Source organism: Paenarthrobacter sp. YAF11_1 (genome assembly GCF_052113445.1).
In the GTDB taxonomy this organism is placed as follows: domain Bacteria; phylum Actinomycetota; class Actinomycetes; order Actinomycetales; family Micrococcaceae; genus Arthrobacter.
Window position 1 is genome coordinate 17,791 of sequence record NZ_JBFRDF010000020.1, and the last position, 20,779, is coordinate 38,569.

18 protein-coding genes and 1 pseudogene are annotated in these 20,779 nt (G+C 63.1%); 5 read left to right on the forward strand and 14 right to left on the reverse strand.

Features of this window, described 5'->3' with window-relative positions; translation table 11 throughout:
* Positions 1 to 17: 17 nt before the first annotated feature.
* Genes AB4Y77_RS21755 through AB4Y77_RS21765 form a run of 3 tightly spaced genes read right to left on the reverse strand, consistent with a single transcriptional unit; the run spans position 18 to position 2,651 of the window.
* The gene (locus tag AB4Y77_RS21755) at positions 18 to 1,232 is read right to left on the reverse strand and encodes an acetyl-CoA acetyltransferase (RefSeq protein WP_442015319.1); all 1,215 of its coding nucleotides are present in this window, start codon (positions 1,230 to 1,232) and stop codon (positions 18 to 20) included.
* Positions 1,229 to 1,915 (reverse strand): CoA transferase subunit B, encoded by a 687-nt coding sequence (locus AB4Y77_RS21760; protein ID WP_442015320.1) that lies wholly within the window; start codon positions 1,913 to 1,915, stop codon positions 1,229 to 1,231. The genes AB4Y77_RS21755 and AB4Y77_RS21760 overlap by 4 nt, the downstream gene beginning before the upstream one ends.
* Positions 1,916 to 1,934: 19 nt before the next feature.
* Positions 1,935 to 2,651, reverse strand: a complete 717-nt coding sequence (locus AB4Y77_RS21765) for a CoA transferase subunit A (protein ID WP_311211506.1) — start codon at positions 2,649 to 2,651, stop codon at positions 1,935 to 1,937.
* Positions 2,652 to 2,829: 178 nt separating this feature from the next.
* On the opposite strand from AB4Y77_RS21765, the gene AB4Y77_RS21770 reads away from it, so the two are divergent.
* Positions 2,830 to 3,603: an IclR family transcriptional regulator gene (locus AB4Y77_RS21770; RefSeq protein WP_442015321.1), complete on the forward strand. Its 774-nt coding sequence runs from the start codon at positions 2,830 to 2,832 to the stop codon at positions 3,601 to 3,603.
* Between the two features lie 57 nt (positions 3,604 to 3,660).
* Here the strand turns inward: AB4Y77_RS21770 and AB4Y77_RS21775 are convergent, their stop codons facing one another.
* Positions 3,661 to 4,233, reverse strand: a complete 573-nt coding sequence (locus tag AB4Y77_RS21775) for a GNAT family N-acetyltransferase (RefSeq protein WP_442015322.1) — start codon at positions 4,231 to 4,233, stop codon at positions 3,661 to 3,663.
* Positions 4,234 to 4,440: 207 nt separating this feature from the next.
* On the opposite strand from AB4Y77_RS21775, the gene AB4Y77_RS21780 reads away from it, so the two are divergent.
* Both AB4Y77_RS21780 and AB4Y77_RS21785 read left to right on the forward strand, forming a co-directional pair.
* Positions 4,441 to 4,815 (forward strand): VOC family protein, encoded by a 375-nt coding sequence (locus tag AB4Y77_RS21780; protein ID WP_442015323.1) that lies wholly within the window; start codon positions 4,441 to 4,443, stop codon positions 4,813 to 4,815.
* 207 nt (positions 4,816 to 5,022) lie between these two features.
* Complete coding sequence (locus AB4Y77_RS21785; protein ID WP_442015324.1) at positions 5,023 to 5,709, forward strand: fasciclin domain-containing protein; 687 nt, start codon at positions 5,023 to 5,025, stop codon at positions 5,707 to 5,709.
* A gap of 81 nt (positions 5,710 to 5,790) precedes the next feature.
* On the opposite strand, the gene AB4Y77_RS21790 is transcribed toward AB4Y77_RS21785, so the two are convergent.
* The 10 genes from AB4Y77_RS21790 to purU form a co-directional block, all read right to left on the reverse strand.
* Positions 5,791 to 5,985, reverse strand: a complete 195-nt coding sequence (locus AB4Y77_RS21790) for a hypothetical protein (protein WP_442015325.1) — start codon at positions 5,983 to 5,985, stop codon at positions 5,791 to 5,793.
* Between the two features lie 51 nt (positions 5,986 to 6,036).
* Positions 6,037 to 8,067 carry a BCCT family transporter gene (locus AB4Y77_RS21795; protein WP_442015326.1) on the reverse strand — a complete coding sequence of 677 codons (2,031 nt, stop codon included), beginning with the start codon at positions 8,065 to 8,067 and terminating at the stop codon, positions 6,037 to 6,039.
* Positions 8,068 to 8,509: 442 nt separating this feature from the next.
* On the reverse strand, positions 8,510 to 9,316 hold the full coding sequence (locus AB4Y77_RS21800) for an IclR family transcriptional regulator (RefSeq protein ID WP_442015327.1): 807 nt from the start codon (positions 9,314 to 9,316) through the stop codon (positions 8,510 to 8,512).
* Positions 9,317 to 9,443: 127 nt separating this feature from the next.
* A complete protein-coding gene (locus AB4Y77_RS21805) occupies positions 9,444 to 10,679 on the reverse strand; it encodes a molybdopterin molybdotransferase MoeA (RefSeq protein WP_442015328.1) in 1,236 nt (411 codons plus the stop codon).
* Positions 10,680 to 10,803: 124 nt separating this feature from the next.
* A complete protein-coding gene (gene fdhA / locus AB4Y77_RS21810) occupies positions 10,804 to 12,021 on the reverse strand; it encodes a formaldehyde dehydrogenase, glutathione-independent (protein ID WP_026005570.1) in 1,218 nt (405 codons plus the stop codon).
* A 199-nt stretch (positions 12,022 to 12,220) separates the two neighbouring features.
* Complete coding sequence (locus AB4Y77_RS21815) at positions 12,221 to 14,539, reverse strand: FdhF/YdeP family oxidoreductase (RefSeq protein WP_442015329.1); 2,319 nt, start codon at positions 14,537 to 14,539, stop codon at positions 12,221 to 12,223.
* 10 nt (positions 14,540 to 14,549) lie between these two features.
* Positions 14,550 to 15,434, reverse strand: coding sequence for a bifunctional 5,10-methylenetetrahydrofolate dehydrogenase/5,10-methenyltetrahydrofolate cyclohydrolase (locus AB4Y77_RS21820; RefSeq protein ID WP_442015330.1), 885 nt, complete (start codon positions 15,432 to 15,434; stop codon positions 14,550 to 14,552).
* Complete coding sequence (locus tag AB4Y77_RS21825) at positions 15,431 to 16,057, reverse strand: cyclodeaminase/cyclohydrolase family protein (RefSeq protein ID WP_442015331.1); 627 nt, start codon at positions 16,055 to 16,057, stop codon at positions 15,431 to 15,433. Before AB4Y77_RS21825 ends, AB4Y77_RS21820 begins: the two co-directional genes overlap by 4 nt.
* A gap of 117 nt (positions 16,058 to 16,174) precedes the next feature.
* Positions 16,175 to 18,667 carry a GcvT family protein gene (locus AB4Y77_RS21830; RefSeq protein ID WP_442015332.1) on the reverse strand — a complete coding sequence of 831 codons (2,493 nt, stop codon included), beginning with the start codon at positions 18,665 to 18,667 and terminating at the stop codon, positions 16,175 to 16,177.
* A gap of 48 nt (positions 18,668 to 18,715) precedes the next feature.
* The gene (gene purU / locus AB4Y77_RS21835; RefSeq protein WP_442015333.1) at positions 18,716 to 19,630 is read right to left on the reverse strand and encodes a formyltetrahydrofolate deformylase; all 915 of its coding nucleotides are present in this window, start codon (positions 19,628 to 19,630) and stop codon (positions 18,716 to 18,718) included.
* A gap of 120 nt (positions 19,631 to 19,750) precedes the next feature.
* Here purU and AB4Y77_RS21840 point away from each other — a divergent pair, with 120 nt between their 5' ends.
* Positions 19,751 to 20,431: a GntR family transcriptional regulator gene (locus AB4Y77_RS21840; RefSeq protein ID WP_442015334.1), complete on the forward strand. Its 681-nt coding sequence runs from the start codon at positions 19,751 to 19,753 to the stop codon at positions 20,429 to 20,431.
* Positions 20,432 to 20,621: 190 nt separating this feature from the next.
* Positions 20,622 to 20,779: pseudogene (locus AB4Y77_RS21845) on the forward strand (pyridoxal 5'-phosphate synthase lyase subunit PdxS); the annotation flags it as partial.

Consider the following 20,779-nt stretch of genomic DNA (forward strand, 5'->3'; position numbering starts at 1 on the left):
ACTGCTACTTGCTTGGGTTAGACAGACTCCAGCACGCTCACGTAATTGGCGATGCCCACGCCACCCATGTTCTGCACGGCACCGCGGCGGGCGTTCGGGAGTTGCATGTCTCCCGCGGTGCCCGTGAGTTGCATGGCCGCGATGACATGCTGCGACACGCCTGTGGCGCCCACCGGATGTCCCTTGGCTTTGAGTCCGCCGGAGACGTTGATGGGCAGCTTTCCGTCCTTGTATACCCATCCCTCCTGGACCGCGCGCGCACCTTCGCCGCGAGGCGTGAGCCCCATGGCTTCGTACATGATGAGCTCGGCGATGGTGAAGCAGTCGTGCACCTCGGCGAAGTCCAGACCATCAAGCCCAACACCGGCCATGCCCAACGCACGCTCCCACGAGGCCCTGGTAGCGGCGAACTCGGTGGGATCGCGCTTCTCCGCGGGGAAGAAGTCGTTCGCATGACCGAACCCGGCAAGGCGCACAGGTGCAGTTACGCCGCCGGTAGCGGAGGTGGAAAGCACGACGGCGGCAGCACCGTCGGAGACCGGCGAACAGTCAGTGCGGCGCAGCGGCTCAGCCACCATGGGATTCTTCTCGGAAATGGTCCGGCAGAACTCCTCGCCGAAGTCGCGATGCATCTGGGCGTACGGGTTGTCCATGCCGTTGCGGTGGTTCTTGGCGGCAATGGAACCCAGGACATCGCCGAGGCCACCTTCGAACCCCGGGCCACTGATTCCAGCCCCGTAGCGCTTCCCGTAATGCTTGGCCACCTCCGCGAACAGGCCCGTGAATCCCGTGGAGGACGCCTTGCCCGCCATCTCGTACGAAGCGCCGAGGAGGGCTGCCCCCACCACATCCGCTCCGGCGGCGGTCATTTTCTCTGCGCCGATCACCAAGACATTGCGCGCAGTTCCGGCCAGCACCGCTTTAACGCCCTGCTGGAACGCAGCCGATCCGGAAGCGCAGGCGTTTTCAGTGCGCGTTGCGGGAACGTTGGCAAGGTCCGCTGAAAGCTGCAGGGCCAGGGACGATGTGAAGCCGAGAGGCTGCATGCCGGAGTTGAACTGCCCGAGGTAGATCTCGTCAATATCCTTGGGGTCCAGCCCCGAGTTCTTGATGGCTTCGCCGGTCACCTGGACGATCAGCGACTCCAACGTCTCATCAGTCAGCTTCCCGAACTTGCTGTGGCCCCATCCCGTCAGCAGGATGTCTTTGCCGAATTGATCCCTCAGGCTCATGCGTGTGCTCCTTCAAGCGTGTGTTCCTCAGACGTGAGCGCTTCCGTGAACTCTGCGTCCGTCTTGCTGCGGATCTCCTCCACGGTGACGCCAGGGGCGAGGCGGGTCAGCAGCAGGCGGGTGCCGCCGTCGTGCGTTTCTTCGATGTCGAAGACGGCGAGGTCCGTGATGATCCGGTCAACGCATCTGAGTCCCGTCAGCGGCAGCGTGCATTCGCGGACGATCTTGGCCGTGCCGTCCTTGGCATTGTGCTCCGTGAGGACCACGACGCGGGGAGTCCCGGCCACCAGGTCCATGGCTCCACCCATTCCCTTGACCATCTTGCCGGGAATGGTCCAGTTGGCGAGGTCGCCGGAGCCGGAGACCTGCATGGCCCCCAGAATGGCCACCTTCACGTGCCCGCCACGGATCATGCCGAACGATGTGGCGGAATCGAAGATGCTCCCGCCGGGGGTGATGGTGACGGTCTGCTTGCCTGCGTTAATAAGGTCGGCGTCTTCGTCCCCTTCATACGGAAAGGGCCCCATGCCGAGCAAGCCGTTCTCGCTCTGGAGAACCACCCGCACGCCGTCGGGCAGGTTGTTGGCCACCAGCGTGGGGATGCCGATGCCGAGGTTGACGTAGTCGCCGTCGTTCAATTCTTCGGCCGCGATGGCGGCCATCTGGTCACGTGTCCATGCCATGGTGAATGCTCCTTTGCTTCTAAACCGTGAGGGCTTCGGCGCGCTGCCGGACCGTGCGCTGTTCGATGTCCTTGACCCGTGCGGTGGCCTGGACCAGTCCTTGCACGTAAACGCCGGGGGTCACGATGTGGTTGGGGTCCAGCTCGCCCGGCTGCACAATGACCTCAGCCTCCGCGATGGTCACTGCGCCTGCGGTTGCGACTACCGGGTTGAAGTTCCGCGCCGTGTAGCGGTAGATCAGGTTGCCATCGGTATCGGCCGTGTGGGCGTGAACCAGCGCGACGTCGGCGGTGATGGCGCGCTCGCGGACGTAAGTGACGCCGTCGAACTCTTCCAGCGGCTTGCCTTCGGCAACCAAAGTTCCCACGCCGGTGCGCGTGTAGAAGGCGGGGATACCGGCGCCGCCGGCGCGCAGGCGTTCTGCCAGGGTGCCCTGCGGCGTGAATTCGACCTCAAGTTTCCCTGCAAGGTATTGCTCGGCGAAGAGCTTGTTCTCGCCCACGTAGGAAGCAATGACCTTCCGCACCTGGCCAGCCTCGATCAGGACGCCGAGACCTTTGCCATCCACCCCCATGTTGTTGGAAACGATGGTGAGGTCCTTGGCGCCCGACTCCCGGACGGCGTCGATCAGGTCCGCGGGGATGCCGCTCAGGCCGAAGCCCCCGACGGCGATGGTCAGACCGTCTGCCATCAGGTTCTGCAGCGCTTGGGCTGCGCTCGCGTACATGGTGGACATTCCGAACTCCTCGTTGAGCTTCTCGATGATGCGTCCACTTTGTGGACTCGTGGTTCCTTGTGACTGAGCCTAGGTTTTGCTTGGTGTTCGCGCAACGGCTTATGGTGTTGGTTACTCACGGTGTGGACGCTAGGCTGAAAGCTGTCCATATTGTGGATGAAACTTCCTGGAGGGCGTCGTGGCGGTACAAGGAGCGCAGGTTGTCGGCAGGGTTGCCCAGTTGCTGAGGCTCGTGGGTCGGAAGCCGGAAGGAACCTCGTTGGCGGGGCTGGTCCGGGAATCCGGGCTGACGCGCCCAACCGCGCACCGGCTCCTGACCTCGTTGGCTGCCGAAGGTTTGCTGGAGCACGACGCCGGCACCGGCAAGTGGGTGCTTGGGCCCGAGATCTTCCTGCTGGGCTCGGTGGCGGCCGCCCGGTTCCCCATGGAGGACATCGCCCGTCCATCGCTGCGCAGGCTAGCAGCGGAAACGGGGGAGAGCGCGTTCTTCTCCATCCGCCGCGGGAACGAAACCATCTGTGTCCTGCGGGAAGAGGGTGCTTTTCCCGTGAGATCGTTTGTCCTGCACGAAGGGGTGCGCTTCCCGCTGGGGGTGGCTTCTGCGGGGACCGCCATCCTGGCCTTCCTTCCCCCGGAAGAACAGGAATCACTGCTGGAGAACTGGGCTGAGCATGCCGGCGATTTCGCCGTCGGGCATCCTGCCGACGTGGTGCGGGAGAACCTGGAACGGACGCGGCTTGCGGGTTTCTCCGTCAATCCGGGGCTGATCCTGGAAGGTAGCTGGGGAATGGGAGCCGCGGTGTTTGACCAGCAGGACCGGCCCGCCTGGGCTCTTTCGCTGACCGGGATTGAGCCCAGGTTCCGCCCGGACCGCCAGGAATTCCTGGGCAGGCTGCTCCTCGAAGAAGCGCACCGGATGACGGCAAGGTTGCAAGGCGCCGGACCCAACTAGGTGACAGTAAACGTTCCACTGAGGCCTCATTTGAGCATGTGCTGTCACCTAGTTGGGTCAGGTGAGGTCCAGGCGCATGAGCACTCTCGGGAAGCCATTGAGGACCGACGTCGTCTCGGTCACCTTCTTGAAGCCCGCCTTCTCGAATAATCTGCGGGTGCCCACGTAGGCCATGGTCAGATCCACTTTGCCGCCCTTGTTGTCCACGGGATAACCCTCAATGGCGGGGGCGCCGTGACTCTTGGCGAAGTCGATTGCCCCGCGGAGCAGCTCGTGGGAGATCCCCTTGCCGCGATGTCCGGGCCGCACCCGAATGCACCAGACCGACCACACATTGCTCTCATCCACGTGGGGGATCTTGCGGTTCTTCGCGAAAGTGGTGTCCGCGCGGGGGTGGACCGCTGCCCACCCCACCACTTCGTCGCCGTCGTAGGCCAAAACACCAGGAGGAGGGTCCTCGGCCACCAGCTTCTTGACGTACTTCCCGCGCTCCTGTTTTTGGAGTTCCTGGTTCAGTTTCGACGGGATCCTGTAGCTAAGGCACCAGCACACGTTGGAGTCGGGACTCTTGGGCCCCACCAAGGTCTTCACGTCATCGAACACCGTCGCGGGCCGTACCTCGATAGCCATCCGCCCATCCTGTCATTGGGTTGAGCCCCTCCGCTAGACTTGCGGACGTGATGACCGGATCGGGCTTCTGCCCTGCACGGATCGGCTACCCGGCCGACCTCTGACGCGCTGCGGCGCCCACCGCGGTGTTGCCCCGCGGGCCCCTCCTTGTGGATCGATGAAACGAGCAAGACCATCGACATACCCCCACATCCAAAGGAGTCCCGCATGCCCGCATTGTTCAACCACACCATCATCGCGTCTCTCGATCGCGCAGTTTCAGCCGAGTTCTACCGTTCCATCCTTGAAGCTGAGGAAGCCCCGAGCTGGGGTCCCTTCACCAACCTCACGCTGGCCGGCGGGGTGATGCTGCAATTCGCCGAGCCGCCGGTCGAGATCCAGATGCAGCACTACGCATTCCTGGTTGATGACCAGCACTTCGACCGCGCCTATGAGCGTCTGGTGAGTGCCGGCGTCGAACATTGGGCGGATCCGCAGATGACCCGCCCGGGCGAGACAAACACGGAACACGGCGGCCGCGGCGTGTATTTCAAAGACCCCGCCGGTCACGCGCTGGAGCTGATCACCAAGCCGTACTTCTAAAAGCGGAGCGGCGGCTGTCGAGGGGCCGCGGTGGGGTGGGTATCGCTGGTTTTAAAAAACTTTTTCAATCCGGACCCATCCACCCCGTCCCACCCTCCGAATAGCTGGTGAGACACAAACCGCCGGTGAAGCAAAAGCAGCATCAGCAGCCCGTGTCCCGCCACCCAATGGACCCAACGCCCTGGTTCCAAAAACAAGGAGAATGACATGTTGTCCACAAAGCGCCCCGCCCTCGCCTTCGTTGGCCTCACTGCAGCCGCCCTTCTCGGACTCACGGCCTGTGGTGGTACCAGCACGCCGGCTGCCACCTCTGCCGCCCCGGAGACCTCCAAGGCGGCACCGTCGTCGATGGCACCGTCGCCGTCCTCATCCGCCATGAGCAGCGCCGCCATGGATCCGGCCGCTAACCTTGTGGGCCCCGGCTGCGCCGGTTACGCCGCACAGGTTCCGGACGGTGCCGGTTCGGTAGCCGGCATGGCCCTGGATCCGGTAGCCGTTGCAGCATCGAACAACCCGCTGCTCAAGACCTTGACCGCCGCTGTTTCGGGAAAGCTCAACCCCAAGGTTGACCTGGTTTCCACCCTGAACGGCAGTGAGTTCACGGTGTTCGCGCCGGTTGACGACGCTTTCGCAAAGATCGACCCCGCAACAATCGAAACGCTCAAGACGGACGATGCCCTGCTGAGCAAGATTCTCACCTACCACGTAGTCCCCGGCCAGCTGACCCCGGACCAGATCGTCGGCACCCACAAGACTGTCCAGGGTGGCGAAGTGACTGTAGGTGGCACCAAGGATGCCCTCACGGTTGACGGAGCTTCCAACGTGATCTGCGGTGGCGTCCAGACCGCCAACGCCACGGTCTACCTGATCGACTCAGTGCTGATGCCCAAATAGGCCTTAGTCCTGACACAGCATTAAACGAAAGCAGGCGCCGGAATCCGGCGCCTGCTTTGCTGTGTTGCGGAGTGGTGTGGCCTAGCGGCCGAAGTCACTGTCGACGTAGGAGCCGGCCCTGTTGTGTTCCGATCCGCAGGGGCAGTGGTCAACCTCAATCCGGACTGTCATTGGCTTGGATGAGTCCAAGGTGAGGGTCACGTCCTCGCTGGCTCGGGTATTGCGACTGGCCTGGGTGTTGAGACGGAGGGTGCCCGGGGCAGAGATTTTGGACATGGTGGACCTTCCTGATGTGTGAATGGGTGAAGGGGGTTGGTCGGAAGCAGGTTACTTGGTGTCGGAGTCCTGAGGTGGTTTGCCAACCAGGGGGATGGTTCCCGTAGATGTTCCCCCGGCGCAATCGGACTCCGTGCACTTTTCAGCGCAATCGTGCCTGGTGACGAGGTCAAACTGAACGCCGCCATGTTGCTCGACGCCGGTCCGGATGGCTCGTTCCACCACTGAGGTGGCCAAGCGTTTGTGCAATTGCAGGGGATCGCGGCGGAGGTCCTTGACCAGGGCGAAGCAGAGCAACAGCATGACGACCACAAAGGGCAGGGCAGCCACAATGGTCACTCTTTGCAGGCCTGACAAGGCTTCCGATGGTTTATCGCCACCGGCAAGCAGCATGACCGCGGCCACCGCACCGGTGAGGCTTCCCCAGAAGATCACCACTCCTCGACGCGGGTGCTCAGCACCATTGGAGCTGAGGGATCCCATCACGATGGAAGCTGCGTCTGCACCGGTGACGAAGAAGATCGCCACCAGGACCATGGCCAGGACAATGACGGCTGCGGTCAGCCAACCGGGCATACCCAGGTTCTTGACCAGGTCGAAGAGGGCGCCGTCGAAGTTGATGGAGGGAGCACCGTCCACCATGGTCACAAGTCCGGGAGTGCCGGCCTTATCCGCCTCTTGCTGAACGTGGAAGGCGGCACCGCCGAAGATGCCGAACCAGATGACGCTGACGACGCTGGGCACCAGCAGGACGCCGGTGACGAACTGGCGGATGGTGCGGCCACGGCTGATGCGGGCGATGAACATTCCCACGAAGGGCGTCCAGGAAATCCACCAGGCCCAGTAGAAGATGGTCCAGCTGGTCATCCAGCTGCGCAGGGAGTCGTCTCCCACGGCTTCGGTACGCGAGGACATTTCAGCCAAATCCCGGGCGTAGTCACCCACGGCTGAGGGGATCAGGTTGAGGATGAACAACGTGGGTCCGGCTATGAACACGATCAGGGCGAGAACAACGGCCAGGACCATGTTGATGTTGGACAGCCACTGGATGCCGCGGCTGATGCCGGAAACAGCTGATGCCACGAAGCAGAAGGTCAGGATGGCGACGATGACCACCAGCACGGGAGTGCCGATCTCACCCAGCCAGCCGTTGGACGTCATGCCGCTGCCGATCTGGAGGGCACCGAGGCCCAGGGAGGCGGCAGTTCCGAAGAGCGTGGCGAAGATGGCCAGGATGTTGATGAACTTGCCGAGCGGCCCTTCCACCATTCGAATGCCAAAGAGCGAGGTGAAGGCTGCGGAGACCAGTTGCTTGCGGCCCAGGCGGTAGGTGCCATAGGCCATCGCGATGCCAACTACGGCGTACATGGCCCAGGGGTGCAGGGTCCAGTGGAAAATCGAGGTGGCCATGGCGGTCTGGATGGCCGCGGGTGTGCGGCCGTCCACTGTTCCCGGCGGCGGCGAAATGTAGTGGTACAGGGGCTCGGCCACACCGTAGAACATGAGCCCGATGCCCATGCCTGCAGCGAACATCATCGCTATCCAGGAAATGGTGCGAAACTCGGGCTTCTCGCCGTCCTTGCCCAGTGGGATGTTGCCGAACTTGCCGAGGGCAAGCCACAGGACGAAGACGACGAACAGGGAGGCGAGGACCATGAAGAGCCAGCCCGTGTACTCCATGACCCAGTTCAGGGCGCCCTTGGAGGTATCGGAGAGGCTGTCCCGTCCAACAAAGCCCCAGACCACGAAGGCGACGGCGATGGCGCCCGTGATCCCGAAGGTGACTTTGTCGAGGGTAAGTTTGCGGTTCCGGCGGGCCGAGACGGCCTGCTCGGTCTTGGCGTGGCGCAGCTCTTCCATGATCTGTTCGTGTTCTACGGAATCGGAGAGGGGATCTGCGCCTCCGTCCTCAGCGGTGAGGGCTGCCAGGTTGGTGTCGTCGGGGGAGACGCTGATGACTGCTTCAGGGTTCTCCGCGTGGGCAGGGTTGGTTGGGCCGGCTGTACCAGGGGTTCCTGCCACGGAATCGTTGGCAGGTAATTCCTCGGGTGTCAGATGTTTTGTGTCACTGTTTGTAGCCATGAGCGGGTCCTTTGCTCGGCGTGTCATGAGCCTGCATTTCTACGAGGCCTTGGTGAATGGGTCGGTGGGAAGGTTGGGGCTTCCTTCGATCCGATGGTCATGGCGGGCCGTTACGCCTCCCCGGGTGCGCGGTCACGGAGCGGGCAGGCGATAGGGATGATGCACCTCTTCTGGTTCGTGGGACGGGGGCAGTTGAGTGCTCCCAGCCGTGTTCCGCAGGAATCAACAACATCCGCGCTATGCAACAGAGTGCGCTCCGTCACATGCAAAGTCAAGGGATCCGCGCTCTTTAACAGCACGTTGATATATCAATTGGCTGGAAGTAATACGTTGCGTATCATGGGTTGCGTTGCGAATAGTGCGTCTCTAGAGGCGCCCCGAGGCGGCGAGTGTTAATCCAATGACCGCTATACCCGGGGGTGGAGAGGGATGCGCGTCAGCGCTAGCGCCGCCTGTAGCCCATCCGGGTACTGATGGTCAGTCCGGCCTCCCGAAGGCCCTCAATAAGCCCTGGCTGGTCCTCCGGCGAGAAGCGGAACGCTGGCCCGGAAATGCTGATGGCGGCAATAACGCTTCCAGCGTGGTTGAAGATGGGTACGGCGATGGCAGTGAGGCCAATTTCAAACTCTTCATGGACTGTGGCGTACCCGTTGCGGGCCACATCCAGCAGTTGCTTTTCCAGCTCCCCGCGGTTCGTTACGGTCCGGGGCGTACGCGCGGGAAGGCCCACTGCCTTGAGAGTCTGGTTGCGTTCGTCGGCGGTCAGCGCGGCAAGCAGAACCTTGCCACTGGACGTGGCGTGCAACGGCGTCAGGCTGCCCACCCAGTCGTAGGTGGCAAGGGTTGAGGGTCCCATTGCCTGATCCACGTTGACGGCATAGTTCGATCGCAGGACGGCCAGGTTGACGGTCTCCTTGTACTCGGCCGCCAGCGACTCCAGGACCTCCCGTGCTTCATGCACCACGCTCAGCCGGCCGGGAATGGAGGATGCCAGGCGGAGGATCCCAAAGCCCAGCTGATACTTGCCGCGCTCACTGTTCTGCCGGACGATGTCGCGGTTGACCAAGGAACCCACCAGCCTGGACACGGTTGATTTGTGGATGCCCATTTCTTCCGCGATTTCACTGACTCCGGCATCGCCTTCACGGGCCAGGATTTCCAGGATCTGGAGCGCACGGTCCACAGATTGGACGCCACCGCCTTGGGCGTCTGCGTCCTTGTCGAACTCCGGGTTGCTGCGTGCGGCCATGATGCCTCGTGTCGTTGTCCAGGCAGGCCGACCTGGCTGGTAGCGCTGTCCGGCCTGCACGCTCGTCTTTCCTCATCCTAGACGGAGTTTTGCACGGACCCTTTCACACCTTGGGGACTGGCGCAATCTACGCGCTGGAAGCCGTCCATGGCAGGGGCAGGACGGAAACAGGCGCTCCGGCTGCCACGCCTTCGGGGGGAACAGCCATATATCCATCGGCCCAGGCCAGCCCGCGCATCATCCCCGAACCTGTGCGGGAGGCCGGGAATGCGAGATCGTGGATAAGGGTGCAGGGCATGAGCCGTGTCCGCCCCGGGCAGGGATCGATGTCCGCCCCGGACGTCATCGGCCTTGCTTCGGGGAGGGGCCGGTTTCCCAGTGCGGCCAGCAGGGGTTCACCGAGGGTCATGAGCGCCATCATGGCGGCCAGCGGATTCCCCGGGAGTCCGATGACGAATCGGCCATCGGGAAGTTCAGCCAACACGGCAGGGTGTCCTGGCCGCATGGCAATGCCGTCCAGGAGGAGCCTGCCGCCGAGTGCAGCGATGGCATCGCGGAAATGGTCTGTCCCGGATTTGCCTGTCCCGCCGGTGGTGATGGTGACGTCCGGCGGTAAGCCCTCGGGATCATCTCCCAGCGCTGCCAGCCAATCCTCATATGAGTCGCCAATCCTGAGCTGGCCAGCGGGCTCCGCGCCCAACTGCAAGATGACGGCATCCAGTTGCGGTCCGAACGCGTCGCGGACCTGTCCCGGTCCAGGCTCGCCCGAGGTCACTACTTCCGAACCGGTCAGTACGACGGCGACCCTCGGCTTGCGCTGTACCTGGAGGTAATCGTGGCCTGCGACGGCGGCCAAGGCGATGTGCGCAGGGTTAAGGAGTGTGCCGGCGGGGATCAGGACGTCGCCGTGTAAGGCTTCTTCTCCCGCTGGACGGATGTGCCGGCCGGGACGTGCCTCGTCCGGCTTCGCGTCAGGTGTCAGCGTGAGGCGTTGGATGCCGGATCCGTCCCCGGAGACCTGGCCGCTTTCCTTGCGCAGGACTGCTGTGGCGCCGGTGGGTACGAGCCCGCCGGTGGCAATGACGCTGGCTTCTCCGTCGGAGAGTTGCCGCCCTGGCAATGTGAGGATCCAGGGACCGCTGCCGTTGGTGGCCCAGCCGTCCATGGCCGACGATGCGTAGTGGGGCATATTCCGTTGCGCGGTGACTGCGCTGGTCAGGGTTCGTCCGATGGCTTCCCGGAGGGTGACGTTCACGGGAGGGAGAGGGCCGCCGCAGTGGTAGGCCAAGTGGCGGGCTTCGGCCCAGGTGGGTGCGTGCCGCCGGACAACGGAAGTGTCGGCGGCGACTTCTTGGGTAAGCATGGATCTTCGCTTCCTGAGGTGGTGCTGCTTTCTTAAAGCAGATACCGGGGACTGCCCGGCCTTCCCGTAATGATTGTCGCGCAGTCCCCGGTACCCGTGTGGTGCGTACTGATCCGGTTGAGTATCAGGCCTTCACATAACCGTTGGGGTTCAGTACGAACTTTGTTGCCGCTCCGGCGTCGAATTCGGCGTAGCCGCGGGGAGCGTCCTCGAGCGGGATTGCCTGGGCGTTGACCGCCTTGGCGATCTGGACCTTGTCATGCAGGATGGCCATCATCAACTGGCGGTTGTACTTCATGACCGGGCACTGGCCAGTGGTGAAGGACAAGGACTTGGCCCAGCCGGTACCAAGGGACAGCGAGAGGGAGCCGTGCTTGGCGGCGTCGTCGATTCCACCCGGGTCGCCGGTGACGTAGAGCCCCGGGATGCCCAGGGATCCGCCGGCGGCCGTGATGTCCATGAGGGAGTTCAGCACGGTGGCAGGGGCTTCGTGGGAGGCGTCCTTACCGTGGCCGCGGGCTTCGAAGCCCACAGCATCCACGCCACAGTCCACCTCGGGAACGCCGAGGATTTGCGCGATCTGTTCCTTCGGATCGCCATTGGACACATTGACGGTTTCGCAGCCGAAGGAGCGCGCCTGCGCCAGTCGGTCCTCGTTCATGTCGCCCACAATCACGACGGCGGCGCCCAGCAGTTGAGCGCCGACGGCGGCAGCAAGGCCCACGGGCCCGGCACCTGCGACGTACACCGTGGAGCCCACGCCGACGCCGGCGGTGACGGCGCCGTGGAAGCCGGTGGGGAAGATGTCCGAGAGCATGGTCAAGTCCATGATCTTCTCCAGCGCCTGATCGCGGTCCGGGAAGCGCAGCAGGTTCCAGTCGGCGTAGGGAACCAGCACAAACTCTGCTTGTCCGCCTACCCAGCCGCCCATGTCAACGTAGCCGTAGGCGCTGCCGGGGCGGTCAGGGTTGACGTTGAGGCAAATGCCGGTCTTCTGTTCCTTGCAGTTGCGGCAGCGGCCGCAGGAGATGTTGAACGGCACCGACACGATGTCGCCTACCTTGATGAACTCGACGTCGGGTCCCACCTCCACCACTTCGCCGGTGATTTCGTGGCCGAGCACCAGGTCCTGTGGAGCTGTGGTGCGGCCACGGACCATGTGCTGGTCCGATCCGCAGATGTTGGTGGTCACGGTGCGGAGGATTGCGCCGTGCGGCACTTTCCGTCCGACGTTTGCGGGGTTGACGCCCGGCCCGTCTTTAAGCTCAAACGTTGGGTAGTCAGTGTCGATGATTTCCACGACACCGGGTTCCTTGTAGGCGACTGCTCTGTTTCCTGACATGGTCACTCCCTGTTCTTTGGCTATTGCTGAAATATGCTGCCCAATGATCCGAAAGTGGTGCTTCGGTGAAGAAATACCTCCCCAGGTTTCAGGCCACCGAAGCACCATTCACGGACAACCGGACAGCTGATATTTTCGTGAATACTCAATAGATATATCAGTTATCCTATGTGACGCAGCTCATGCTGTACAGCGCTGCCTAGGCTTTCTCCAGCCTGATGATCACGGATTTTGACGTGGGCGTTCCGCTGGTGTCCGCTACGGAATCGAGGGGCACCAGGACGTTGGTTTCCGGGTAGTACGCGGCGGCGCATCCCTTGGGTGTGGAATAGGCCACGATTCGGAAGTTCTCGGCCCGCCGGTCTGTTCCCTGGAATTCGGAGATCAGGTGCACCATGTCGCCGTCGGCAAATCCCAGCTCGGTGATGTCCTCGGCGTTGATGAGCACCACGCGACGGCCGCCGTGGATGCCGCGGTAGCGGTCGTCCTTGCCGTAGATGGTGGTGTTGTATTGGTCGTGGGAGCGTAGGGTCTGCAGGACCAAGCGGCCGGGCGGGATCTTGATGAACTCGAGTTCGTTGCCCGTGAAGTGTGCTTTCCCGGAGGCCGTCTGGAACTTCCTGGCATCGCGTGGCGGGTGGGGCAGCACAAAGCCGCCAGGATGCTGGATCCGTGCTTCGAAGTCCTCAAAGCCGTCGAACACGGCTTCGATGTGTTTGCGGATCAGGGTGTAGTCGTCCCGCATGGCCAGCCACGACGCCTGCGGGGTGTTGGGCAGCCGGCTGTGCCCATCGGTGAACAGCCTGTCCGCGAGGTTGCAGACGATCGCTACTTCCGAGTGGAGGTGGTCGCTGGCGGGCTTGAGGCGTCCGCGTGATGCGTGCACGGCGCTCATGGAATCTTCAACAGTGACCCGTTGATCGCCGGTGCGTTGGGTGTCCTTTTCGGTGCGTCCCAGGGTGGGCAGGATCAACGCCCGGCGTCCGGTGGACAGGTGCGAGTGGTTCAGTTTCGTGGAGATCTGAACACTCAACCGGGTGTTGGCCAGCGCCAGCTCGGTGACCTCCGAATCAGGGGCGGCCCTCACGAAGTTACCGCCCATCCCCATGAAGAAACGGACTTTCCCGTCCCGCATGGCCCGGATGGCTGCCACGGTGTCAAAGCCGTGCTCCCGCGGAGAGCGGAACTCGAATTCCTGGTCCAGCCGGTCGTGGAAGGTCTCCGGCATCTTCTCGAAGATGCCCATGGTCCGGTCACCCTGGACGTTGGAGTGGCCGCGCACCGGGCATACCCCTGCTCCGGGCTTGCCGATGTTGCCTTGGAGCAGCAGGACGTTGACCACGTCGCGGAGGGTGGGTACGGAATGTTTGTGTTGGGTCAGGCCCATGGCCCAGCAGACGATGGTGGCGCTGGAAGCGAGCATCCGTTCACCGGTGGAATGGATCTGTTCCAAGGTGAGGCCTGTTGCCTCCACAATGTCATCCCACTCCACCTTCTCCAGGAACCACAGGTAGTCGTTCAGACCTACCGTGTGGTCCTCGATGAAGCGGTGGTCCAGAACTGTTTGCAGTCCCGGGGTGTTCCGCCCGGCGGCTTCGGCTTCGAGCAGGTATTTGCCCAGGCCTTGGAAGAGGGCCTGGTCCCCGCCGGCGCGGATCTGCAGGAAATCGTCCGTCAGTTGGGTCCCTTGGATCATGCCTGCCACATGCTGTGGGTTCTCGAAGTGCAGGAGACCGGCCTCGGGAAGGGGATTGACGGACACGATGACCGCGCCGTTCTTCTTCGCCTTCTCCAAGGCACTGAGCATGCGTGGGTGGTTGGTGCCGGGGTTCTGCCCGGCGACGAAGATCAGCGATGCCGTCTCCAGGTCCGTCAGGCTGACGGATCCCTTGCCGATGCCGATGGTTTCCACCAGCGCTGAGCCGGAGGACTCGTGGCACATGTTGGAACAGTCCGGGAGGTTGTTCGTCCCCAGACCGCGCACCAGAAGCTGGTACACGAACGCTGCCTCGTTGGAGGTCCGGCCAGAGGTATAGAAGACGGCTTCATCGGGGTGGTCCATGCCCCGCAGCTCCTCGGCCATGAGGTCATACGCTTCCTCCCAGCCGATGGGCGTGTAATGCGTTGCGCCCTCGTCCAGGAACATCGGGTGGGTGATCCGGCCTTGCTGGCCCAGCCAAAAATCATCGCGGGTCTTGAGATCGGCAACGGAATGCTTGGCGAAGAACTCGGGCGTGACGCGGCGGCGGGTGGCTTCCTCGGCCACTGCCTTGGCGCCGTTTTCGCAGAACTCTGCCGCGTTGCGCTTCTCATGCTCAGGCCAGGCGCAACCCATGCAGTCGAACCCGTCCAGCTGGTTCACCGCCAGCAGGGTCTGGACGCTGCGCAGCGGCCCCATTTGTTCCAACGAAATTTTCAAGGCATTGGCAACAGCCGGGATGCCCACAGCCTTGGTTTTGGGTTTGCTGACGGTCAGCTTCGACTCATCAATGTTCTCGCGCGGAGCTTTGGAATGCATGGGAAACCCTTCAGATCCGGGAAGTGGAAGCAGTCAGGAGCGCGGCGGGGGACTGCTGCCGTGCGGCTTCCGCTGTGTGCAGCAGCAAAAGTGCCGTAGTCACTGACCCCACACCGCCTGGAACCGGACTCAGGCCGGCGGCGACTCCGGTGACGCTGGCTTCGTCGACGTCTCCCACCAGGGAACCGTCGGGCAGAACGTTTGTTCCGACGTCGATCACTACCGCCTCCGGTGAGACGTCGCTGCCCTTCAGCAGCCCGGTGCGCCCTGCGGCAACAACCACGACGTCGGCGGGCCGGGTATGGCGTTCCAGCGGCCCCGACTTGGAATGGCAGATGGTGACTGTCGCGTCCCGCTCCAAAAGGAGCAGGGACAGCGGTTTGCCCACCACGGCGGAACGTCCGACGACGGTGACGTTCCGGCCCGCAACAGGAATCTCAAAGTGGTCCAGCAATTCCACCACCGCTCGCGCTGTAGCGGGTGCGAAGGCCGGTTGGCCGACAGCCAAGCGGCCGAGGCTGAGGGGATTGGCGCCGTCGATGTCTTTCTCCGGGGCGATGAGCCCCACCAGCCTGTCTGCCCGAACGGCGGCAGGCAGCGGAGTTTGGAGGATGATGCCGTGGACGGTTGGCTCTGCGCTGAGGTCCGCCAGGACACTGGCCAGCGCTTGTTCGCTGGCGTCGCTGCCGAGATCAACAATCCGGCATCCAATTCCTGCGCGTTCGGCTGAACGCTCGATCGAACGGACGTACCAGAGCGTTGACTCGTCCTCCGTGGCCACAACAACAGCCAGGGTGGGCCGCAGTCCGTCTGAGCTTAGACCGCGGGCCTCGTCCTGGGCTTGCTGCCGGATCAGGGAAGCGAGTCCCTTACCGGAAAGAACTGCAGTGGTCATGAGAGGATCCTTTCGCGGACACGCTTGACCAGGGAGTCGGCGGCCAGGACAACTTTGTCCTCAAGACCGTCCGTCTGGTCCGCCAAACGTGTGCGGGCTGCGGTGTCTTTGATGGCCACCACGTTAATGTCGATGTTGACCCGGGCAGTGGTGGCGGCAGCGCGGGCTGCATCTGCCGCCGCTGCGACGTCGCTGATGACGTTGGGGTTGGCCACGTCAAAAAGTTCGGTGGCGAGGTCCACCACCTCACCGGAAACCTTGATGAGCTGGGCAGGCGTGTGGGCGGCCTGGAACAGGGCGTCCCGGATGGCGGCGGCCTTTGTTGCCTTGAGCTGCTCGGTTTCTGAGGGCAGCTTGTAGGAATCGATGACGGACTGGAAAGCGTGTTCGTCGGCGTCCGCCAGACGCAATGCCTCGATGATCAAGTGGTCGGCTGCGCTGGTGATTCTGGCGACGAGCGCCGCATGCTGCTCATATTTTGGTCCGGTGGTGTATCTGGCCACCATCGCCACCAAGGCAGCACCCTGGGCTGCGTGCAGTGCCGCAGCTGCGCCGCCACCGGGCGTCGGCTGACGTGAGGCAAGCCGGGAAAGGTAGTCATTGATGGTTTCTGAGCTGATCATGTGTGGTCCTGGCTGAACTGGGAAGAAGGCTGAAGGGCGAAAGCTGCGGCCCGGACCCTCCCGGCCACGAAGGAGGAAGGGGCCCGGGCCGCATGCTGTGGCGAACTACGGGGCGTGTTAGCCGCGGAGCCTGCTCATGGTGGGGTCGTACAGCGGATCCTGGGTCACGGTCGCCTGGATGCGGCGGCCAAAGTACTCGATTTCCACGGAGTCTCCGATTGATACGGCAGCGGGCAGGTACGCGTAGGCAATCGGCTTGCGGACCGAGTAGCCGTAAGCGGCGCTGGTCACGTAACCCACCGCTTGGTCCTTATAGAACACCGGTTCCTTGCCCAGCACCAGGCTCCTGCCGTCGTCGACCGTCAGGCAGCGCAGGCGACGGGCCGAGCCTTCCTCGGTGCGACCTTCCAGCGCGGCCTTGCCGACGAAGTTCTCCTTGGCCATCTTCACGGCAAAACCAAGACCCGCTTCATAGGGATCGTGCTCGGTGGTCATGTCCGTGCCCCAGGAGCGGTAGCCCTTTTCGAGTCGCAGCGAGCTGAAGGCGGCACGTCCCGCGGCGATGACGCCGAACGGCTGGCCGGCCTTCCACAGGGCATCCCAGAGGCGCTGCCCGTTGTCCGCGCTGGTGTAGAGCTCCCAGCCGAGTTCGCCCACGTAGGACAGGCGCATCGCGGTAACGGTGACGCCTCCAATGGTGACCTTCTTGGACCGGAAGTACTTCAGGCCGTCATTGCTGAAGTCATCGTTGCTGACCGTGCCGATGAGGTCACGGGCCAACGGACCCCACAAGCCGATGCAGCAGGTGCCGCCCGTGGTGTCGCGGACCTGGACCCAATCGCCGGCACTGCCGTTCTCTGTCTGATGCCGCGCTGCGCGCTCAAAGTAAGCGGTGTCGATGTTGCCGTTGGCACCCAGCTGGAACGTATCTTCGCTGAGGCGGGCCACCGTGATGTCGCTTCGGACGCCGCCTGCCTCGTCCAGGACAAGGGTGTAGGTGACAGCGCCTGGCTTCTTGGACAGATCTCCGGTGGTCAGTTCCTGAAGCAACTTCAGGGCGCCGGGGCCGGATACCTCAAGGCGCTTGAGCGGCGTCATGTCGTACATGGCAACTGCGGTACGGGTCTTCCAGGCCTCGGCTGCGGCGATGGGCGAGCTGAACATTCCGGACCAAGCATCACGGGCCGGGGGCTGCCAGTCGTCCGGCATTTCCTTGAGCAGTTCAGCGTTGGCTTCGAACCAGTACGGGCGCTCCCAGCCGGCGCCTTCGAGGAAGTAGCCGCCCAGCTGCTTGTGGCGGGCGTGGAAAGGGCTGACTCGAAGGTTTCGCGGGGAAAGCTTGGGCTGGAGCGGGTGCATGACGTCGTAGATTTCCACGAAGTTCTGCTGGGACGTTTCGCTGACGTAGTCCGGGTTCAGCTGGACTTCTTCAAAGCGGTGGATATCGCAGTCACCAAGATCGATCTGCGACTTGCCGGTAGTCAGCAGTTCGGCCACGGCGCGGGCAATGCCGGCCGAGTGGGTGACCCACACGGCTTCGGCAACGAAGAAGCCGTCTACTTCCTTGGACTCGCCCACCAGCGAGCCGCCGTCCGGGGTGAAGGAGAAGATGCCGTTGAAGCCATCCTCGATCTCGCTTTCCCGCAGTGCCGGCAGGATCTGCTTGGATGCTTCCCACGCGGGAAGGAAGTCTTCCAGGGTGAAGTCCAGGCGGGAGGGCATGTTGTGCTCGCTGATGCTGCTGGGTTCGTAGCTGCCCAACTCATCCAGATCCACGGGCATGGGGCGGTGCGCGTAGGAACCGATACCGTAACGGTCGCCGTGCTCGCGGTAGTAGAGGTCCTGGTCCTGGTGGCGCAGGATGGGCAGCTGGGCGCCGTTGGGCAGTTCGTTCTTGCCCTTCTGGGCGGGAACCGGGGTGGTCTTGACGTACTGATGTGCCAGCGGGAGGAGCGGAACGGACATCCCGATCAGCTCGCCCACCTTGGCGCCCCAGAAGCCGGCGCAGGAAACCACGATGTCCGCGGGGATGACGCCATCGGCGGTCTCGACGCCGGTCACGCGGCGGTTTGACTGCTCAATTCCGGTGACCTCGGTGTTGCCGATGTACTTCACGCCGGCAGCTTCGGTGCGCTTGATCAGCAACTGCACGGCGCGGGCGGCAAGTGCCAGGCCATCGGTGGGGACGTGAAGGCCACCCAGGATGTCTTCCTCATTGATCAGGGGATAGAGCTCCTTGCATTCCTCGCGGGTGAGGATCTTGCCGTCGATACCCCACGATTGTGCGTAGCCGAGCTTGCGCTTCAGGTCTGCCAGACGCGTCTCATTCGTGGCAACTTCAAGGCCGCCCACTTGGTTGAAGCAGCTCTGGCCGTCCTCGGTGAGGGACAGGAACTTTTCCACTGTGTACTTGGCAAAGAGCGCCATGGACTTCGACGGGTTGGTCTGGAAGACCAGGCCCGGCGCGTGGGACGTGGAGCCGCCGGGCATGTTCAAGGGTCCCTGGTCCAGGACGGTGATGTTGTTCCATCCGCGGGTGACCAGTTCGTCGGCGAGGTTGGTGCCGACGATCCCGGCGCCGATGATGACAATGCGGGGCGTGGATGTCATGGGGGTTCTCCTGCTGAAGTTCGTGTGGGGTCTGGGGCGACGGGTGGCTTAGCGGAAAACCACGGTGCTGGTCTGGTCCAGCAGCACGCGGTGTTCACAATGCCACTTGACGGCGCGGGACAATGCCAGCGCTTCGGCATCCTGGCCCACGGTTGAGAGCGTCGTGGGGCCGTAGCTGTGATCGACGCGGATGACTTCCTGCTCGATGATCGGTCCCTCGTCCAGGTCGGCGGTCACGTAGTGGGCAGTGGCACCCACCAGCTTCACGCCGCGGTCGTAGGCCTGGTGGTAGGGGCGGGCGCCCTTGAAGCCAGGCAGGAAGGAGTGGTGGATGTTGATGGCGCGGCCCTCGAGGGCGCGGCAGAGATCGTCGGAGAGCACCTGCATGTAGCGTGCCAGCACCACGAGGTCCGCGTTGTACTCCTCCACCAGGTCCAGGAGGCGCTGTTCAGCTTCTGCCTTGGTATCCGGGGTGACGGGGATGTAGACGAAAGGCAAGCCCGCGGCTTCAGCCATGGCCCGGTGGGTTTCGTGGTTGGAAGCAACCACTACGAGGTCGCCGCCAAGGCTGCCGCCGCGCCAGCGGAAGATGAGGTCGTTCAGGCAGTGCCCGAACTTGGACACCATCACCAGGACCCGCTTTTTGGTCCGGTCGTGGAAGCTGAACTTCATCTCGAAACGGTCGGCAATCGCGCTGAACTCCTCTTCAAGCCGCTCCGGCGAGTAGGACAGCGGGCCCGAGAAAGCGGTCCGCAGGTGCAGCGTCTGGCGGAGGCCGTCGTCGAACTGTTGGTGTTCTTCGATGTTGAAGCCGCGCTCAAACAGGAAGGTGGTGACTGCCTGAACGATCCCGGCGCGTTCGACGCACGACAATGTGAGTACGAACTTCTGTGCCTGCTCTTCTTTGAGCAATTCGGGCTTGGATAGTGTGCTTACCGGTGAGTCTGTCGCCACGAGGGTCATGTCTCCTCCTTTAGATATATTCCTGGGTCCTGAACTGATATATTAGGATTGGGATTCAGCGTATACTGGTGACTCAGGCAGGTCAATAGGTTTTGTGGTTGTGAAGAAGGGGATGGCGCTGTGGCTTTAGAAACTCTGGCAATAGCCGGCCAGGACGTGAGGAAGTCCTTGGCTGACGTCGCCTACGAACGCCTCCGGGATCGACTCTTGATGTTGGACATCAAACCCGGCGACCTCCTCAATGACGATCAGCTTGCCAAAGACCTGCAGATCGGCCGGACTCCCGTGCGTGAAGCCCTGAAGCGGCTGGAGTTGGACCGGCTGGTCATCACCTATCCGCGGCGGGGCACGTTCGCCACCCGCGTGGAAGTAACTGACCTGGCTTTCATCTCCGAGATCCGGGCGCAGTTGGAGCCCCTCGCTGCCGCAAGGGCGGCCCGGGTCGCTTCGCCCGCCACGAGGCAGCATCTTCGGGATGTCATGCAGGCCGTGGAAGCTTTCGATGTCAGCGCTGCTTCTGTGGTGGAAACGCTGCGGCTCGACGCCAGTGTCCACCAAGGGATTTACGCGGCTGCCGCGAATCCGCACCTTGAAGACGTCCTGATCCGTTATGACAACCTGGCCACACGCATCTGGTGCATGGTCCTGGACCGGCTGCCCAATCTGGAGCACCACGTGCGCGAACACCTGGATCTGCTGCGCGCCGTTATCGACGGCGATGAGGAAAAGGCTGCGGAATTGGCCCGGGTTCACGTGAGCGGTTTCGAGCAGGCAGTGCGTCAGGCGCTTTTCGCGGCCTAACGCCGCCCGCGCCTGCCCCGACTGTTGACTCTCCGGGTGGCCGGTTGCATACTGAACACGCCAACTAATATATCATCCGGATATCAGACTGACGCGGGTTGCCGCTGGTCTATCCGGGCGCTTGTGATGCAATCACAGCCTTCAGCCCTTGGAGTATCGCGTGACGACAAGACCCCTCCTCTTCGAACACATCCCGCTGACGGGCAGCAGCCGCGTCAAGCGGGGCATGGCTGAGATGCTCAAGGGCGGCGTCATCATGGACGTCGTTAACGTCGAGCAGGCCCGCATCGCTGAGGATGCCGGTGCCGTGGCTGTCATGGCGCTCGAGCGCGTTCCGGCCGATATCCG

What these genes read in the sequence shown, in the direction of transcription:
- AB4Y77_RS21755 (WP_442015319.1), bottom strand. Translation starts at nt 1,232, where the DNA reads ATGAGCCTGAGGGATCAATTCGGCAAAGACATCCTGCTGACGGGATGG.
- AB4Y77_RS21760 (WP_442015320.1), bottom strand. Translation starts at nt 1,915, where the DNA reads ATGGCATGGACACGTGACCAGATGGCCGCCATCGCGGCCGAAGAATTG.
- AB4Y77_RS21765 (WP_311211506.1), bottom strand. Translation starts at nt 2,651, where the DNA reads ATGTCCACCATGTACGCGAGCGCAGCCCAAGCGCTGCAGAACCTGATG.
- AB4Y77_RS21775 (WP_442015322.1), bottom strand. Translation starts at nt 4,233, where the DNA reads ATGGCTATCGAGGTACGGCCCGCGACGGTGTTCGATGACGTGAAGACC.
- AB4Y77_RS21780 (WP_442015323.1), top strand. Translation starts at nt 4,441, where the DNA reads ATGCCCGCATTGTTCAACCACACCATCATCGCGTCTCTCGATCGCGCA.
- AB4Y77_RS21785 (WP_442015324.1), top strand. Translation starts at nt 5,023, where the DNA reads ATGTTGTCCACAAAGCGCCCCGCCCTCGCCTTCGTTGGCCTCACTGCA.
- AB4Y77_RS21790 (WP_442015325.1), bottom strand. Translation starts at nt 5,985, where the DNA reads ATGTCCAAAATCTCTGCCCCGGGCACCCTCCGTCTCAACACCCAGGCC.
- AB4Y77_RS21795 (WP_442015326.1), bottom strand. Translation starts at nt 8,067, where the DNA reads ATGGCTACAAACAGTGACACAAAACATCTGACACCCGAGGAATTACCT.
- AB4Y77_RS21800 (WP_442015327.1), bottom strand. Translation starts at nt 9,316, where the DNA reads ATGGCCGCACGCAGCAACCCGGAGTTCGACAAGGACGCAGACGCCCAA.
- AB4Y77_RS21805 (WP_442015328.1), bottom strand. Translation starts at nt 10,679, where the DNA reads ATGCTTACCCAAGAAGTCGCCGCCGACACTTCCGTTGTCCGGCGGCAC.
- fdhA (WP_026005570.1), bottom strand. Translation starts at nt 12,021, where the DNA reads ATGTCAGGAAACAGAGCAGTCGCCTACAAGGAACCCGGTGTCGTGGAA.
- AB4Y77_RS21815 (WP_442015329.1), bottom strand. Translation starts at nt 14,539, where the DNA reads ATGCATTCCAAAGCTCCGCGCGAGAACATTGATGAGTCGAAGCTGACC.
- AB4Y77_RS21820 (WP_442015330.1), bottom strand. Translation starts at nt 15,434, where the DNA reads ATGACCACTGCAGTTCTTTCCGGTAAGGGACTCGCTTCCCTGATCCGG.
- AB4Y77_RS21825 (WP_442015331.1), bottom strand. Translation starts at nt 16,057, where the DNA reads ATGATCAGCTCAGAAACCATCAATGACTACCTTTCCCGGCTTGCCTCA.
- AB4Y77_RS21830 (WP_442015332.1), bottom strand. Translation starts at nt 18,667, where the DNA reads ATGACATCCACGCCCCGCATTGTCATCATCGGCGCCGGGATCGTCGGC.
- purU (WP_442015333.1), bottom strand. Translation starts at nt 19,630, where the DNA reads ATGACCCTCGTGGCGACAGACTCACCGGTAAGCACACTATCCAAGCCC.